The following is a 17,137-nucleotide window of genomic DNA, read 5'->3' on the forward strand; positions in this document are numbered from 1 at the left end:
TCGCCGTTATTGACTCTTCAACCGCAATTATACTTATGGGGCAAGCGCTAAAGTGTCACGAGATGATCACGAACAACTTAAAAGGGTTAAATTTTATAAAAAAGGCAGACGCATTTATTCGACTGCCTTTTTATTTCATAAAGTCTTTTAATGCTTTGTTAGCGGAATAAGCAAGCGCCAAGCGCCTTGCCTGCCGTTTGCTTCGCTTGATTTGCTTTTTGCGGCGTTTTGCAGCTGCTTTTTTACTGCGTCTGACAGCGCTTTCGTGAACGACCTGCGGGTCGCAGCAAAAGTCAACAAAGCCCTTAAGCTGCGCTTTCGCCTCATCCGGACGGTTTTTGAGATAAAGTACAAACAGGTATATCAGTGCAATGAGGTAACCGATTGCATAAAGAAGAGCAAAAGGCATAAGAACAATCGTTACCGCGCCGATAATAAATGTAACAATCAGCCCTAAAAAGCCAAGCACTGCGAACATTGATAACTGTTTATCTGTATACTTCATAAAAAACACCTCGTTTGTGCTGTTTTCACCTTAAATATATATAAAACGCGTGCATTTTGCAACAAAAATCAGAGCAAAGTCCAAATTATGGTACACAGAACGCCCGTTCTATTTACTTTAAGAAGTTTTGGTGTTACGTTTGCGTTGGCGTTAATCTTGATATAATATTTTAAAAAGTATATAATCTTAATTGAGGTGTTATTATGTTTGACTGGGACGGAGACGGAAATTACGGAGCTTTTGACGCAGCGTGTGATTTTGAAATGTTTGAAGCAATCACCGGAGCAGATGAGGATGAATACGATGATTCCGATTTTGACGATTTCAGCGACGGTGATGAATTAGGCTTATTCCGCGAAGACTTTGAAAATGACGAGGAATATGAAGAAGCTGTTGCAGAAGCAAGGGGAGCCAAAACGGTTAACACCGTACTTGAAATAAGTTTCGGCAATCCTCGCGAACAGTGGGAGCACATTAAGCCTGAGGACTTTCCAAACAAGCGCCGCTATGAAGCTGCGCTGACTCTTGCAAAGGGTACGTGGTGTTTTGAAGATTTCAAAAAAAGATGTATATTCATAGGAGAGAAAGCAGATAAAATTCTTGCGGCAAATTACTGCACATACAACCGCGGATTTATTTACGCTCAAGCAATAAAGGACAATTTTGATTTGCCCTGTGCCCTTCCCGATGAGGACGAAGAGCGTGAAATGGATTTCTGCGATATTATAGCCAAAATTGCAAAAAGGGATATTCCGCTTGCTTTTAAGGTTTGGGAATGGTGCCTTGAGCAGTTTGCGCCGTACATTGAATATTGTGAATATGCAGCTGAGGAAATGTCTTCAGATGTTCTCGGCAAGCTGTTCCTTTTTATGGACGTTGAAAACTTCCAACCTGCGCTTGTCCGTTATATGGATGCTCACCGCGATTTCTTTGAAAAGGTTTATTCGCTTGCACCCGAATACATTTATGATACTCCCGATTTGTCCGCAACGGCTATAAAGGAGGAGCACTACGATATTGCCGAGGCGATATTTAAAAAAGGCATTGAACTTGCAAACGGCGATTGGCAGTGTATTTGCTCTCTTACCTATACCGCAATAGATTATTTAACGGACGATATCGACCTCGTTGCTATGGAGTGGTTCCGTGATAATTTGTTTCCGCTTATAAAAGCAATCCCCGACGGAATGGTTCAGGATGAAATACCGGGATACGAAAAGACTATGTCTGATTTTATTTATGATATTGAAAAGGACAATGAGAAGTACGCATATACCCGTAGAAACTCTTGGCGCACAACTGTTCCCGACGGAAAAGAGTACGGCATAAGTCCTCTTGAATACGACAGCGAAGAGGAATATATGGAAGCGCTTAATGAAGAAAAGTACGGATGGCGCGAATGGCAGGAGCCTAATGATTTCGGAATAGACGTAAATGATTTTGAAACGGAAGAGGAGTATTGGGCTGCCGTTGAGGAAGAAGAGGAAAAGCGTGAGCAGGAACGCTTTGAAAAGGAACTGATTGAAGCGGCAAAGGATAAGAAAATATATACATACTGCGGAGTATCAGTACCGAAATCTCCGAGACCGCTTTCCTACCGTACAGACGATGAAACAATCAGCATCGGAGATACGGTTATCGTCCCTTACGGCAGAGATGACAGAGAAGCAGAGGGCACGGTCGTTTCCGTAGGGCAATACCTTGGAATATCCGCTCCCTATCCCGTTGAAAAAACAAAAATGATTATCAGAAAGAAATAAAAAAAGCGAGTCTCAAAAAGACTTGCTTTTTATATCATTCTGTTATTATTTCAGAAGCATTTCTTCTCCGTTTTCAAGAGCTTGATAGTATTCATCCGATAATGTCTTATTGAAGAAAACATACAACTTAAGCATCGCTCTGGACATAGCAACATAATTAAGCATTCTGTCTGATAAACCCGTAAATCCATGTAAATCAATGAAAAGAACGATTTTTGATTCCAAACCTTTAAAAGACTGAACGGTATAATAATTAATGCACTTTTTGTCGAATTTATTTATATTACTGTTTTCAATGATTTTGTAATTGCATATTTCGTCAATGTTTGCCAGCAAAGAGTTTGATTTCTTCAAAGTGGAAATAATAACAATGTCTTTACTTTCTACACCTGATGATATCAGTGACATTATTGTTTTCCTAAGTTCTTTTATAAACTCCTGCTTGGTTTCATATTTTTTGTTTTCAACTTTTAGTCCGTTAACTTTAAGATATTTCGCAGGCGGAGTATTTGTAAGCAAGGACGTTCTTCTTGCTATTTGTTCGGTATTTCTGCAATTAATCCTTAAGTTCAGTATAGCGGGTTTGTATGATTCTTTCAGTAATTCAAATGTGGTTTCAAAATCATCGATTTTGCCGAAAATATTTTGATTGGGGTCAAAAAACATATACCAACTACCGGTAGACAGTCCGTTCTTTACTATATATTCAAGTACGTCAAACACTTCAACACAGAATAAATCCTGTCCCTCATCAACGACTACTACATCATATTTTTCCGTTTCATCAAAACACTGTAATGATGATTTATTACATAATTCTTTTACTGAGTAATTATAAACTTCTTCATCTTCAAAATACTTTTTCATTAATGTATGAAAAGTTGAAACATTTATATATTCCGATTTTTCTAATGAAGCAGATGCGTATCTCGCCATGTTCCTGTTAAAGCATAAATATAAAACATTTTTTTCTTTTGCAGCACTCTTTCTTACAAGTTCTAAAGCCAGCAAAGATTTTCCTGTTCCTGCCGTGCCTTGTATTAGTGCGCGTTCATTTTCCTGAACGGTTTCAATAACATCATATTGTTCATCGGTAAGTTGAAGCATTCTTTCCTCAATGCTTTGCAATTCCAGATGCATCGACGGAACTACTCGAAAGTCACCTCTTAACAAATCATTTAACTGTTTTAATTGTTGAATATTTAGTTTTTCAGGAGAAAAATGATGTTTTGTTTTTTCCTGTTCAGTCCAGTAATCGAAGACGCTATCCAAATATTTTCCAAATTCATAAATATTGTTTTTTCCATCAAAAACAACTTCCGTAACTAAATCATTTCCTTCTCCCGTAAAAATACATTCCGGGAATATAACAGCATAACCTATCAAATAATTCGCTTGTTTTGAATGCTTTCCGTAAATATCTGACAGGTATTTTTTTAATGCATATTGGCAACCGAGTGCCTGTTCGAACGGATTGTGTATTTGAAAAGTTTCTCCGTTTCTGTTTTCCGAATACCAAGTTCGATCCTGTCTGTAAATGTTTTGTCCGCCTTTCACCTCAATACAGAGTATGCCTCTTTCGCATATGTATAAAAAGTCAATTTCCGAACTTAGTTTATAGCGATGGTTTTTTTGACGTAAAGAATAGTATACCGTTCCTTTTATTTCGTCTTTTGAAAACCAATCAAAAACCAGACGCTCGCCGTTTCTTCGAGGATCGTCTCTGTCAATACTATTAGGGAACAATTCTGCCATATTATTTACCTCATAATAGTTCCTTGAAAAATGATAAATCGGCATTATCGGGTGTTCCGACAACCGAGGCTCGATCTAATAAGCAGTTTAATGATTCACAACTGGTTTCGGGTAAAAGTGTACAAGCATGACATGCAGCATAGTTTAAGCCCTTAAAACCTTGACTTTTGGAGTCTATACATAACGGATCATTGGAACACCAAGAGCTTTCCTGAAGCATATTTAAAATCGTATCTGCAATTCGGTCAGCCTGTCCTTCTCTTACCAGTCCGCCTAAGCTTCCGTCTGTATCAGTTGCAGATGTGTATATAAGAATACCACACATTTTGTCGTTATCATCTTCGTATGTTGAGTATATTCTTTCTTTAATTGAAGCGGTTGCATAACCGCATTGCGCTGTCAATTGTCTGATAATCAAATGTGACAATGTGTGTAACAGTACATATCTCGGAGAGTTGCCGTCATACATGCCTTTACCAATCCATTTATCAATATGCTTTTTGGTCATGTTTACATATCTGTTTTTGTTATTTCTCTCCCATTCAGAAACAAGATTTTCATTTAATTCAAAGAAAATACCCTCTCCGAATAATTCTATTGCCGGAAGCCATGGCAGTGGTTCTTTTGACAATGGTGAAAACTCCCTGTTTGACATGCCGAGGTTTTTCCGTTCTTCTTCGCTTTCCGGTTTAGTAGGAAGTATTCTTCTGAAGCCCTGAAGAACCATAACTTCTCTAAGCTTTTTTACAAGTTTTATTTTTGAAAAATACTTAGAAATGACATCGGGTATTTCAATAGATTCTGTGCGTAGGAATTCGTGGTCAACATCCTCGCTGCAAAATGCAAGGTATTCTTCTTTTCTTAAGTCGTTTTCGGTCAAATCCTCTTCAACATTTCCGTACCTTGCATATGCAGCTTTTCTATATGCTTCGTAATTAGAACCATAAAACTCCGGATGTTTCGAATACTCTTTTTTTAATCGTCTTTCCGTTTCTTCTTCATTGTCATCAAAAATATCTTCAAATAATGAATTCTTTTCTGCCAATTTCTTTTGAATTTTTTCGCTCCAGGGAGGTATTGTCAGAGCGCTTTCATTAACGGAATAATAAATATTGTTGGCGCTTCTTTGCATACCTCTCAAGGTTGCAAAGCATTTGTCGAGATCGTGGTATGTACCATCTTCGGTTTTCAGCCAAGGCATATTGCCGGAGCAGCTAAGACCTCTTAAAGCATCTTTGTTCATACAACCCGCCATCGTTGTTTCAGCTCCGCAGTTTTCGCACTTAATATGTATAGCATCTAAGCCGCCTGTAGTGCCTTTGTATTCCAATAACATCCTGGGATTTTTACAAGTGCCATTTTTGCTGTTTCTGTGACACCACCAAACATAAGGAAAGTCTTCAATGTGCCCGTTAATACAAGCAGCAACAAATCTCGAAGGGACCAGCTTTTCGTCACAAATATTACATTTTAACGCTGTGTTATACTCGGAGTTGTTCCAAGATGAAGACTTGGCAATTTTACTGTATATGTCCAAACGGTGACACTTTGGGCAATAATACCAAAGCGGAAATCTGTATACCGGAATAGAAAAGGTGTCATTAATGCTTTTATTATCCGATGAAACCTGGTAAAAGAAATCTTTTCCTAATAACAGTTGCAGGTTTCTTTCATAAATCTTGTTTGCAGAGTATAGATTTGTCCAAGAATCTATGCCGGATACTATAGCCGACATTCTCGGAAAGTCAGCTAATGAACCGCTTCCGAATGTAGTTATAGTCTGTGAACGTCTTAAATCGCCAACATATTTTTTTTCAAATTTAATATTTCTAATACGTGGGGGCATATATTAATCCTTTCGTTCGTTTGTTGAAACCTTAACAGATGTCTCAACACTTCTCATAGTATTAAGTATTCTAAAACGACCGTTTTCACAATAATCGGGTTGGAACAGTGCATTATCTTGGCTTTCATATTCGCCTTTTTTATATTTAAATTTCTCTCTTCTTATGCAACGTTCTTCCCATTCCAATTCTATTTCTTCAATGTCTTGTTTTACATGTTCAAGTTCCGAGGGATCAACTCTTTCAACATAATCAAAAATATATTTTTTGATATCGCTTAATTCCGGAATGGTACGCCTGAAATTAACAGCATCTGTATTAGCAGCCAACTCATCTATGAGATTTCTGCACAGTATTACATACAGAGCCTGCAAAGCTCTGTCTCTAGCTCTGTCTGAAAATGGGGTAACACTTGTAGCTTCAACATATCTGTAAAAAGTACCGTGATATTGAGTGAAGTCTTCATAATGTGATCTGTCTCGAGATTTTGATTGATTATAGGTTGTAATAACCAATCCGGGCGTTTCACGACCGACACGGCTGGTTGCCTGAATGTATTCAGACGTTGTCTTAGGTTGTCCGACAACAACCATGGTTCCCAATCGACCTACATCAACACCGACTGAAATCATATTTGATGAAAGTAAAAAGTCGTAGGGATGTGTAGAATTATCAGCTTTATACTCAACTGTTAATTCTTTTTGAATTACGGTTCCTATGTTTTCGCTCTTTTCACGACTGGTTAACTCTTTATAATAATCATATCTCGATATATCTTTCTTTATAGGATATTTTTCGACAAATTTTGATTTTCTGAGATAGTTAAACCTGTCTTGAATATCGTCTACTACCCTTATTATGGCACCGCCGAGCTCTCTTAAAGTATTGAAATAACCTGTTATTGTCCAAAATGAATCTATGATTCTTTCATCATAATCCAGCTCTGCCAAATATCGCGATGCAAATAATAAAGACGTTAAAACCCTAATCATCATGGTTGTCGGACTTGTGCCGATACCCATACAGCCAAGGTACATTCTGGCCGGTCTGTCTTCTCTTTTTGATATTTCCGCAAAGAATGAATCGTTTATATCAATACCTTGCGGAGGAAACTGCGTGTAATCAGATGCATACAATGAACTTATTTGTTCTTTTGCGTTCTTTATGGTAGCAGTTGATGCAATTATTTTCGGCACAATATTATTGTGTTCACAAAGCTTTCTGATTGCTGCTTCATATAAACCCGTAATTGTACCCAACGGCCCAGATATAAGATGTAATTCATCTTGTATTATTAATTCAGGTGGCCTCTTATTTTTGCTTTTTCCGAAAAGAGATGATGTGTTTTCATTTAATGCTACTTGTGCGAACTTATCTATTGTTGCAACAATAAAAGTCGGAGTGTACTCATATATTTCTTCATCAATAAGATAAATAGGTAACCCGGTATGAAAATCGCAGCTGGGATTATTGCAACAAATTGTCATACGTTTCTTTTCGGTATTACAATGATAGTTGTGTTCGCTAATCGGTTTTCCGCACCAGGGACATTTTTTAATCTGAACGGGATTGCTGCTTTCTGCTTTTTCGATTTTTTCTCCGTTTAGTATTTTTCGTGCGTCCGTGATGTTGTTCGGTGTTAATGCCATACCTGCCCAAAGGCCGATGCCTATTTCACCGCCTTTGATTTTTTCTTTTTTTCTTATAACTTCACATGCACAAATTAAAGCAGACGCCCTTTCAAACTGTTGAAAAGAAAGCAGCCTCAAAGTGTATCTCATGAGAATGGTAACACCGTCACCGTTATCACCGTATTTAAGTCTTCTTAAAAAGATAACAAATGCTGCAATTCCAAGGTACGCTTCGGTTTTTCCGCCACCTGTAGAAAACCACAACAAATCTACTTTTTTTCTTTCTTCACCGTTCGGGTCGGCAAAGGATACGATTTCCTGTAAGAAAAACGCTAACTGAAACGGATACCATTTAATGCTGTCATCTGATTTATATTTATTTGTGTTTAACAGCATTTGCTCTCTCTGCAAAAACATTGCTTTGTTTGCCAATGCAAACGCCTTAAAAATCAAGTCATCATTTAAGCAATTAATGGATTTATTTAAAACCGCACATGTTTCTCTGCACTTCCTTATATTGATTGCAGCAGGATCTTTATGCATATCCTCCAACTCTTTTGCGTTGTTTTCAATGGAATCAATCCACTCACCGTATTTTTCGGTTAGCTTTTTTAACTCATTAATTACTTCGTTTTTGCTTGATTCTCCCAGTTTTTTCATTTGCAAATAATCGCTTCTAAATCTTGTGGAAGGCATCATTTGAAGCACTTCGTAATCAGGCATAAACTCTGTATAGATGCTTTTTATTTCTCCGTCTTCTTCATACCAATTAACTGCGCATCCATGTCCCGAAGCATAATCACCAATCCTGCTGTACAGCATTTCCAGTTCTTTTACTTCGTTATTGACAGCAATATGTTTATTGCGCCGAACATCCGAAAATGTATTCGGTTCAACAGCCAACACTTTAATGCTTGGTTGGAAGAAAGAATCTACGCATTCAAGCGCCAAGTCCCTCTCCTTCGGGGAAGTATTTTCGTTAACAAGAGTTACGCTGATTGTTTTTGTTCCGTCCCTGTAGGTTTTATGAACTACTATTCTTAAAGATAAATTTTCGCATACTGTTTTTTGTTCAATATGTCCTTGTTTATAAGTTGAAACATCAATGAGAAAATCGTCGGGATTTAATTCGTTTCTTCTCCAAAAAACAGCTTTTTTACGATACTTACCGTCTTCAAATCCCAGTGCTTTTTGAGCATCTTCACGGGAAATAATACTATATTTAGCTGCATTTATATGTACAATGAATCTATTGATTCCGGCGTTTAAAGAAAAAGATATCCCAAACGAGGAAGGGTTTTTACTATTGCTTAATGAAATACCCGCTTCTTCATCCAATTCACCGCAATCTTCCGATGATGAAACAGACACATCGTTAGCAGAACTGTCCTGAGGATACAGTTTACCCAAAATATAGTAATCCAACGGTCTCTCATCGCAGATTATTTCATCTTTTTTAACCGGACCAAGTAAGTCCTCTTGCATTATTCTTGCAAGTATTTCTCTTGCTTCGTAATACTTTTCAAATCCCATGTTTTTCACCAATTAATTCTATTAATAAACATCATATTCCATGTGACCCAGTCCGATAATATCAATCCACTTCCATACCCCGTTCGGCGCAACTGATGTTATATCCGGATGAGTTTCAAGGTATTTTGAATCAACAATTTGAGAATATACTCCCGAAACGTACAGATTGTTCACGGATACAGGTAACTCCACTGCTTTTGATAACGTCATTGGGTTTAACTTCATAATTCTGATAATGTCCTTTACGAACATAGAATCCGAACCGATTTTTCCGATAATGCTTTCGGTTTTTTCCGCAACAACATTATAATAAAATGTATTTTGACCGATTTTTCGTTCAAGTCTGATTGCGTCACCAGCTTTAATGTTTGCCATTTCTTGATTGTTAAAAAAGGCAAATTGGTCAATATTTACATCTTCTTTTCCTAAAAACTCAAGGTATTTTAATTCAAAATTCTTAATAAATCCCCAACGTTCATTATTGAGTCCATACCATTCTTTTTTGATTTTGTTGATTTTGATATGTCTCATTGTTTTTACGGACTTTAACAATCTCTTTGCACGCGTAACGGCAACATAAAATACTTTGTATTCATCTTTATTGACATCATTTTTATATAGCTCATCAGCGAATGATTTATCAATAATAACTGTATCGTATTCTCGACCTTTTGCCCTGTGAATATTTGAAACGATTTTAGATTCTTTTGAAATTGAACGGAATATTACATCATCAAATTTTGACGTTGCAATACGACCAAGTAAATCCCGAACGTCAAACGAGTTGCTTTCGGTTTTATAATAATATTGAATTCTTTTCCAAATAATTGGTGCCGAATAATCAGCGTTGCTGTTAATAAGTAGATTTTCAAATCTGTTATAATCGATAAGCGAATTTGAATAATCTGCAAAAACATCGGCAATCCAGGGTGCATAGTTTTTATCAAATTTTTTACTCAAGTTAAGAGTATGCTCAACTCCTCTTTTTCGAAAATCAGATGATAAAAGCAAGGTTTGTCCGTTGTTTCTTAAAAGAATTGCACCCTCGTTTTCAAAACGATTATACAAAGACTTTTCGCTGACCTCTTCAATACTATCCATAATTGAAAGAACGGCGTTTTTCATATCTGCAATATTGTCTTTTAGAATGGCGTTTCTCAAAACAACGGTTTTTGAAATAAGGTCGTTTGTCTGCCTGTGGTTCTCGGTAAAGAATATGTATCTGGCATTGTTGCCGAACTGGTTACATACTGCTTTGTAAAACTCGATTGAACGCATAGAAGACTCGTTATCGCATTGATAGTCATATATAGCCTGGCATGCGTCACCGAAAACAGTAACGCCGCAATTGTTATTCAAGCATGCATGAATAATCTTTAACACAAATCTTGCCAATGTATTGGTTAAGTCCTGTACCTCATCAACAATAAAATGTTCCCACCAATTAAAAACATCTTTTGAATGTGTGGAAATGATATGAGAAGCTTTGTTTAATGATTCGTCATAATTGTTCAGTGATGACAACGGAATATTTGCCCATCCCATTTCATTAGCTTGGTTTATTAACCACCAAGCAAAAGAATGAAATGTTCTTACATCAACATTCATTAAACCCCTATCAGCACCGTCTTTGACAAACTGATAAAGCCGTTTCTTTATTACATCAACAGCAGCGTTTGTAAAACATAATACCATTATTCCCTCGGGATCGACCTCAAGTTCATTAACCATGTAATTTATCTTATGGATTAATGTGTATGTTTTTCCAGTTCCCGGACCTGCATCAACAAATGTGTACTCTTTCTTACCGCCTGTAATTACTTCGTCCTGTGTACCGCAAGCAAAGAGTTCAAAAATATTATCATTTACCTGATAGGTCAGGTCTTTGGGAGGATTATCGGTGATGACATTGTCATGAAATTCATCTGCCAAAGTTTCGATTGTATCGTCTTTAACATTTCTTTTCGAAATTCTTCTGAGAATCTTTAAAACATCAAACCTGTCTTTGTTGGCTGCAGATATCTCTTTTTCTTCCGTTAAAGGCAAATCTTTTGCTTCCGTTAACGGTAACTCCTTTTTTTCTGTTAACGATAACTCTTTTTCGTTTTCATATGTGTCCTCATATTTAAAGGATTCTCCCGTCGCCAAAGGAAAAAGTGTATACTCTGCTTTGCAGGCTGAGTATCCGTAATCATCAACATAGCTTGTTATCGGAGCAAATCTTTCTATTTCACCCTCCGTTAACGGATTTGAAGCTCTGCATTTTGTAAAATTTGAGCATTCGGTTTTTGTGCAACGACACACCCATTCATAAGCGTCAGCTTTTCTTTTAATACCCCAACACGGCTCGAATTTATTAAGCGCACAAAAAGGTGTTTCCGAATTAATCTTTTTTTGATATTCATTAAAATAGTTGTCTGTATGGTGCTTATTGTACAGAGAATGCAATTTATAGAAATCAACTATTTGATTGAAAAACCTTTTGTCTGAAGTTAAATCCCCTTCAAAAGGGAAAACATTACTTCTGAAAACTATGTTTGAACTCATTCTTCGGTATCCTCAACTTGAAATGCTACTTTTAAATTTTCATATTTCCAATTAACTGCTCTTGTTTCGGAAATACGATTGCTTCCTATTTTTGTCTTAAACACATTGTTGTTATCAACATAACATTGCAGTGTGAGATATTCGTCGGCCATATTATATATCGGTACAAATACATTTTCGTATAATTCCCGTGACTCGGGTTCCTCGGAATCCGTGAACACAAAACATGCATCGCTGTTGTCAATCGTGCCGAAATTAATCTTTAATTCTTCGCAAGGAATCCTTTGTCCTTTTTTTATCAACGGGAAGTATGTGCCATCGCTTAATTGTAATCCGACAGACTTGCTGAGAGTATATCCGCCGTTTCTTGTGGATGTAATGGAAGCTCCCTCTGCAATGTTCCACATTACTCTGTTAGGATAGTATACTGTGTCTTCTCCATATTCCTGTTCTAATCGCTCCTGTAATAATCGAAGTTTGCTTGAACCGCCAACACACAGAATCTTATCTATATTCTCCTTGTTAAGTCCGGACTTTTTAATAACATTTTCCAAACAAGACATAGCTTTATTTATAAAAGGTTCTATTAATAATGAAAAATAGTCGTATTCGATTGCTTCGCGGACCGAACCATAGCGGTCGTATTTGTTTATTGTGATAACGACAACATCTTCATCTTCAAAATCGCATTTCGCTTTTTCGCATTTTGAAATCAATTGGTCCTTCGTTACAGCGTCTAATTGTTCGAACGGTACCGATATTTCCTTTTTACGCATAAAAATAGCATGCATTCTTTCGGCAAGGGTAATATCTATACTGTTTCCGGCTTCGTTAATTCCATCTGCGGATAATTCGGATACGTTTCCGTTATCTACTCTCAGAGCAACAACATCGAGCGTTCCTCCGCCCCAATCAAATACAACTATGTTTTTACAACTGCGAAGCTCATTATAATTACTGCAAAACGCAGCTGTCGGCTCGCTGATAAACATTTTTATATCAATTCCTGCTTTTGACGCAGCTTTTCTGAGCGCAGATTTTTTGCTTGCAGTATAACCAATCGGAACTGCGACCACAGCTTCATCAAGAGAATTGTTTCTTGAAAGTGCTTTGGCTTTTAACGCTTTTAGTATTTCTGCCGCAATGTCTTCGGGAGTCCAGATTTTTCCGGCAATCGTCCAGGTTTTATCTGTTCCCAAATATGTTTTTATTGATGATATATATTCGTGTGTCTCAAGTAAACTATTTCTTCTATCTTTAGCCTCTCTGCCTGTAATTACCGCACCGGTTTCTTTATCAATTGCAACTACAGACGGAAACGGTCTTCCTTCATCATCTCCGTAATACAGAGTTTCAAGGTTTGACTCATTTATTCCAGTTAAAGATACCGCCGCACTGTTTGTTGTGCCGAAATCTATTCCAAACCAATTATATCTATCGTTCATTATTTTCTGCCCTCTACATCAATTCCCGATTTCGCTAAAATTTTAAAGATGGAACGAATCTGATATCGCAGATTTTCGCCCAAATCAATAGTCATTTCCATTTCTTCGGCATCCAGAAAATCCGTGTATTCGGATTTAAGTTTAGAAGCAATTGCATTTAGTTGTTCTTCTTGAGATGATTGCTTATCGCTTGAATAAACGGAAACGACAGAATTCATTTTTTTTATTTCGTTTTGCAGCTTTTCGATTAATTCTTCGTCTTTCGAAACAGTCTGCTTTAATTCTTGAACTTCTAACCTACACGCTTCAAGTCTGGAGTTCAAATTGCTAACAGTACTTTTTTCGGCTTTTAATTGACGGTTTAAGTTATCAGCGTTCTTTATTGCTTCAATAAGTTCTGTTGTTTTTTCTTCAATTATTCTTTTTTTAGCCTCGTTCTTTTCATTAAGTACGTTGACCTTATCCACGGTTACGGATATCTTTTTTACAATTGCAGAAAAAAAGTTTTCGATTGCCGTTATATCAGAAGGTTTCAAACCGTTTGACTTTTTTGTTTTTGAATCTGATTTCGTGCTTTTGCCCTTTTTTGACAGTTTTGTTAAAAGTTTAATTATTGACGAAAAGTCTTCAAATATTTCCTCAACATCTTCCGGTACAAAGGAAACATCGCATGATGTAATTTCTCTTATAACGGGAGCGGTGTCTTTCTTTTCTTTCTTTGATGCCTTTTTAACAATTACGCCCATATCTTTTCCACCGTCAAGCCAGCATTTCAGTGTAAGGATGGATTCGGGAGAAACGGACGAAGACGGCTTAATTTCTGCGAGTACATTGCTCATAACTTTTATAAAAGCATTCAATAACGTCTTTTTGATTTCAACAGTATTAATATTAAGCAAGAATGAATCGCTTTTAACATCGGACAATAAGTATTTAGACAACACCTTTTTTGCATCGCCGAAAGTCTGTCCCTTCTTGTTTTTGGCCTTTACGGGAGTATCTTTTATGATTTCGGTAAGCAGTAACGGGTTTTCGTTATACTTTTTAACGGCGTCAAGCAACAAAGCCACATCAAACTTAAAAGCGATGTTGCGTTCGTTATTTTTCATCATATCACTGTTGTAGAATGACTTGATTTTGTTGTTCTGCTCTTCGGCGCTGCCTTTAAATAAATATTCAGCTAACGGTGCGGCACCGCAAAATGGAAATCCTTCAATCAGGTATTTTTGAGTTTGTTTTGTTAAACCGCAATCCGAAAGCATTGCCGTTATTTCATGGTAATACAACTCTTTTTTTTGCTTTGACGCGTCGGACTTTTTATTGATAGCTATTAATTCATCTAAAACACTTAAATCCATTTCTTTTCTCCAATCGCAAAAATGTGTTTTTCATTGTTTCCGTTTATTTATTATATCAAAAATAATAATAACATACAAGGTTTTTATTAACGTATTGTATATTCTGTGTAATTAAGATTTTATAACACATTTACAGCACAAAAACCAATTGATTATTGGCAAAAAATATGATATTATTGTCATAACATATTTGTAGGTGATAATATGGATAACCACACACCCGAGCAGCGGCGAAAAAATATGAAAGCTGTAAAAAATAAAGGTTCAAAAATTGAGACTATGCTGCAAAAGGAACTATGGCGCAGAGGCCTCCGTTACAGAAAAAACGCAAAGCAGGTTTACGGTACGCCGGATATAGTTTTTATTGGTAAAAAAGTTGCGGTTTTTTGTGATAGCGAGTTCTTTCACGGTTACGACTGGGAAAACAAACAAAACGAAATCAAATCAAACAGAGATTTTTGGATTCCGAAAATCGAAAGAAATATGCAGCGCGATTCTGAAGTTAATGAAAAACTTCAAACCGAGGGATGGACAGTGCTTCGATTTTGGGGAAATGATATAAAAAACGATTTGACAAATTGTGCAGATATAATTGAAAGAGTGGTAAGAAACAATGCCTAAATACAAATCAATAGATTTATTTGCGGGAATCGGTGGAATTCGGTTGGGATTTGACAGAGCTTTCGGCAAGAACATTGAAACCGTTTTTGTAAGTGAATGGGACGAAAAATGTCAGGAAACTTACAAAGCGAATTTTAAAGATGATTTTGAAATTGCCGGAGATATTACTGTCTTTGATGAAAAACTTATACCCAAATTTGACATTTGTCTTGCCGGCTTTCCATGTCAGGCTTTCAGTATTGCCGGCAAAAAACAAGGTTTTGATGATGATTATAAAGGCACCTGTAGGGGCACTCTCTTTTTGGATGTTGCAAGAATATGTGACTATCACAAACCGAAAGTTATTTTCTGTGAGAATGTTAAAGGACTTTACATACATGACAGAAAAAGAACATTTAAGATTATTTGTAAAACCTTTGAAGACTTGGGATATAAGGTGTTTCATAAAATACTCAACAGTAAAGATTTCGGCGTTCCTCAAAACAGAGAGCGAGTATATATTGTAGCATTCAGAAATGATATCGCTCCGGTAAAATTTGATTTTCCCGAACCTACGGACAGTACCAAACAACTTTGGGATATCAGAGAAGAAGAACCTGTCCCTGCGAAGTATTATTTGAGCAATACATATATGGACACGCTTGTTGCACACAAGAAACGCCATGCAGCAAAAGGAAACGGTTTCGGATTTGAAATAAGAGACTGGAGCGAAACCGCAGGTGCAATTGTTTGCGGCGGAATGGGAAGAGAAAGGAACCTTGTGATCGATAACAGACAAAAAAATCTTGTTCCCACAACTAATATCAAGGGGGAAATTAATCCGTTTGGTATCAGGAAAATGACTCCCCGCGAATGGGCTCGTCTTCAAGGGTATCCGGATAGTTTCATACTTCCTCTTGCAGATACTCATTTATACAAGCAACTTGGCAACAGTGTTACGGTTAATGTTATAGAAGCAATAGCCAAGAACATAAGGATGGTTTTAGATGGTAGAATCAATTAAAGGCAAAAAGCTGAACAAAGGTGAATGGGCAGAGTTTTATGTAATGCTTAAACTCCTCGGCGAAGGAAGATTATATACTGCCGATAAGCTGCTTCAAAAGAATTATAAGAGCTATTTGGACGTCTTAAAAGTAATAAGACAGGAAATGACTTCTCATGTTCTTGAATACATAATTGATGAAGATAAAAGCGCTGTAATTATCAAGCCGCAGGAAAAGGAAGAGATTTGGGCAACTATATCCACTGATGAATTCAGCGAAAATGCTAAGAATTTGTTTGATGGAATTAAAGACTTAAAAGGCAATTCCGTTCCTGCTCCCGACAGCGTTTGCGAATTTGCCAAAATCATTTATGTAAGCAAACCGAAGGCTCCGGCTGTTAAGGCATTGAAGAAAGAGTTCGGTGGCAAGAATGATATTTTTATCGAAGTAAGAGACGGCCAAACCTCTATAGTATCAGTAATGGGTTTCTCAATAAAATCCAAGTTCGGACACAACCCTACTCTTTTTAACGCAGGTTCATCGTCACAGTTTTTGTATAAACTTTCAAACTGTAACGATGAAATAATGGATGAGTTTAATGCAATAACCGTTAACGGTGGCAGAGGATGGTCAAAGTGCAAAGAATACTTGACCGATAATAACATTTCATTACAGTTTACATCAACACAGAATCCTGTTTACAACGATAACTTATTTTTGATAAGAGAGCCTATGAGTAAGATAATGGCTTGGTGCGTTAAGGATAGGCTTATAGATTCGCCCGGAAACTATGAGGTTATGGAAACCGTTGAACGAATGACCGACGCAAATCCGTTAAATGTTCCGAATCCGCAAATATATTATGAAAAAGCTATTAAGGACTTTCTTATGGCGGGTTTTACAGGCATGACAGCAGGAAAGCCATGGGATGGAAAAGAGCAGGTTAACGGCGGTTATATTTCCGTTATGGACGACGGCGATGTGCTTTGTTATCATTCAAACGACAGAGAAGCGTTCAGAGATTATTTGTATCGCAACACACATTTTGAATATGTCAGCGCCGATAAGTATGTTTGGAGCAGAATAATAAAGATTGATAATGATTATTATTTGCCGCTGAATGTATCCGTTAGGTTTAACACACATATCAGATAA

At 37.0% G+C, this 17,137-nt stretch carries 11 protein-coding genes; 4 read left to right on the forward strand and 7 right to left on the reverse strand.

What is annotated here, in order from left to right; translation table 11 throughout:
• Positions 1–130: 130 nt before the first annotated feature.
• Positions 131–505, reverse strand: coding sequence for a hypothetical protein (locus B5D29_RS00330; RefSeq protein WP_078767587.1), 375 nt, complete (start codon positions 503–505; stop codon positions 131–133).
• Positions 506–708: 203 nt separating this feature from the next.
• Between B5D29_RS00330 and B5D29_RS00335 the strand changes: the two genes are divergently transcribed.
• A complete protein-coding gene (locus B5D29_RS00335; protein ID WP_078767588.1) occupies positions 709–2,265 on the forward strand; it encodes a hypothetical protein in 1,557 nt (518 codons plus the stop codon).
• Between the two features lie 45 nt (positions 2,266–2,310).
• On the opposite strand, the gene B5D29_RS00340 is transcribed toward B5D29_RS00335, so the two are convergent.
• From B5D29_RS00340 to B5D29_RS00365, 6 genes are read right to left on the reverse strand one after another with little or no spacing between them, the layout of a single operon-like run.
• Positions 2,311–4,020 (reverse strand): NERD domain-containing protein, encoded by a 1,710-nt coding sequence (locus B5D29_RS00340; RefSeq protein WP_159443360.1) that lies wholly within the window; start codon positions 4,018–4,020, stop codon positions 2,311–2,313.
• A 10-nt stretch (positions 4,021–4,030) separates the two neighbouring features.
• Positions 4,031–5,866, reverse strand: a complete 1,836-nt coding sequence (gene drmB, locus B5D29_RS00345) for a DUF1998 domain-containing protein (protein ID WP_078767590.1) — start codon at positions 5,864–5,866, stop codon at positions 4,031–4,033.
• A gap of 3 nt (positions 5,867–5,869) precedes the next feature.
• Positions 5,870–9,028, reverse strand: a complete 3,159-nt coding sequence (locus B5D29_RS00350; RefSeq protein ID WP_078767591.1) for a helicase-related protein — start codon at positions 9,026–9,028, stop codon at positions 5,870–5,872.
• A 21-nt stretch (positions 9,029–9,049) separates the two neighbouring features.
• Positions 9,050–11,575, reverse strand: a complete 2,526-nt coding sequence (locus B5D29_RS00355; protein ID WP_078767592.1) for a UvrD-helicase domain-containing protein — start codon at positions 11,573–11,575, stop codon at positions 9,050–9,052.
• On the reverse strand, positions 11,572–13,020 hold the full coding sequence (locus B5D29_RS00360) for an Hsp70 family protein (protein WP_078767593.1): 1,449 nt from the start codon (positions 13,018–13,020) through the stop codon (positions 11,572–11,574). Before B5D29_RS00360 ends, B5D29_RS00355 begins: the two co-directional genes overlap by 4 nt.
• Positions 13,020–14,378: a coiled-coil domain-containing protein gene (locus B5D29_RS00365; protein WP_078767594.1), complete on the reverse strand. Its 1,359-nt coding sequence runs from the start codon at positions 14,376–14,378 to the stop codon at positions 13,020–13,022. Before B5D29_RS00365 ends, B5D29_RS00360 begins: the two co-directional genes overlap by 1 nt.
• A 240-nt stretch (positions 14,379–14,618) precedes the next feature.
• Between B5D29_RS00365 and B5D29_RS08535 the strand changes: the two genes are divergently transcribed.
• The 3 genes from B5D29_RS08535 to B5D29_RS00375 are packed head-to-tail and all read left to right on the forward strand — an operon-like array spanning position 14,619 to position 17,137.
• Entirely contained in the window at positions 14,619–14,999 is a 381-nt protein-coding gene (locus B5D29_RS08535; RefSeq protein ID WP_242941703.1) for a very short patch repair endonuclease, read from the forward strand.
• Positions 14,992–16,002 carry a DNA cytosine methyltransferase gene (locus tag B5D29_RS00370; RefSeq protein WP_143406696.1) on the forward strand — a complete coding sequence of 337 codons (1,011 nt, stop codon included), beginning with the start codon at positions 14,992–14,994 and terminating at the stop codon, positions 16,000–16,002. Before B5D29_RS08535 ends, B5D29_RS00370 begins: the two co-directional genes overlap by 8 nt.
• A complete protein-coding gene (locus tag B5D29_RS00375) occupies positions 15,986–17,137 on the forward strand; it encodes an HpaII family restriction endonuclease (protein ID WP_078767595.1) in 1,152 nt (383 codons plus the stop codon). The genes B5D29_RS00370 and B5D29_RS00375 overlap by 17 nt, the downstream gene beginning before the upstream one ends.

This window comes from Eubacterium coprostanoligenes (assembly GCF_900167205.1).
GTDB lineage: Bacteria > Bacillota > Clostridia > Oscillospirales > Acutalibacteraceae > Eubacterium_R > Eubacterium_R coprostanoligenes.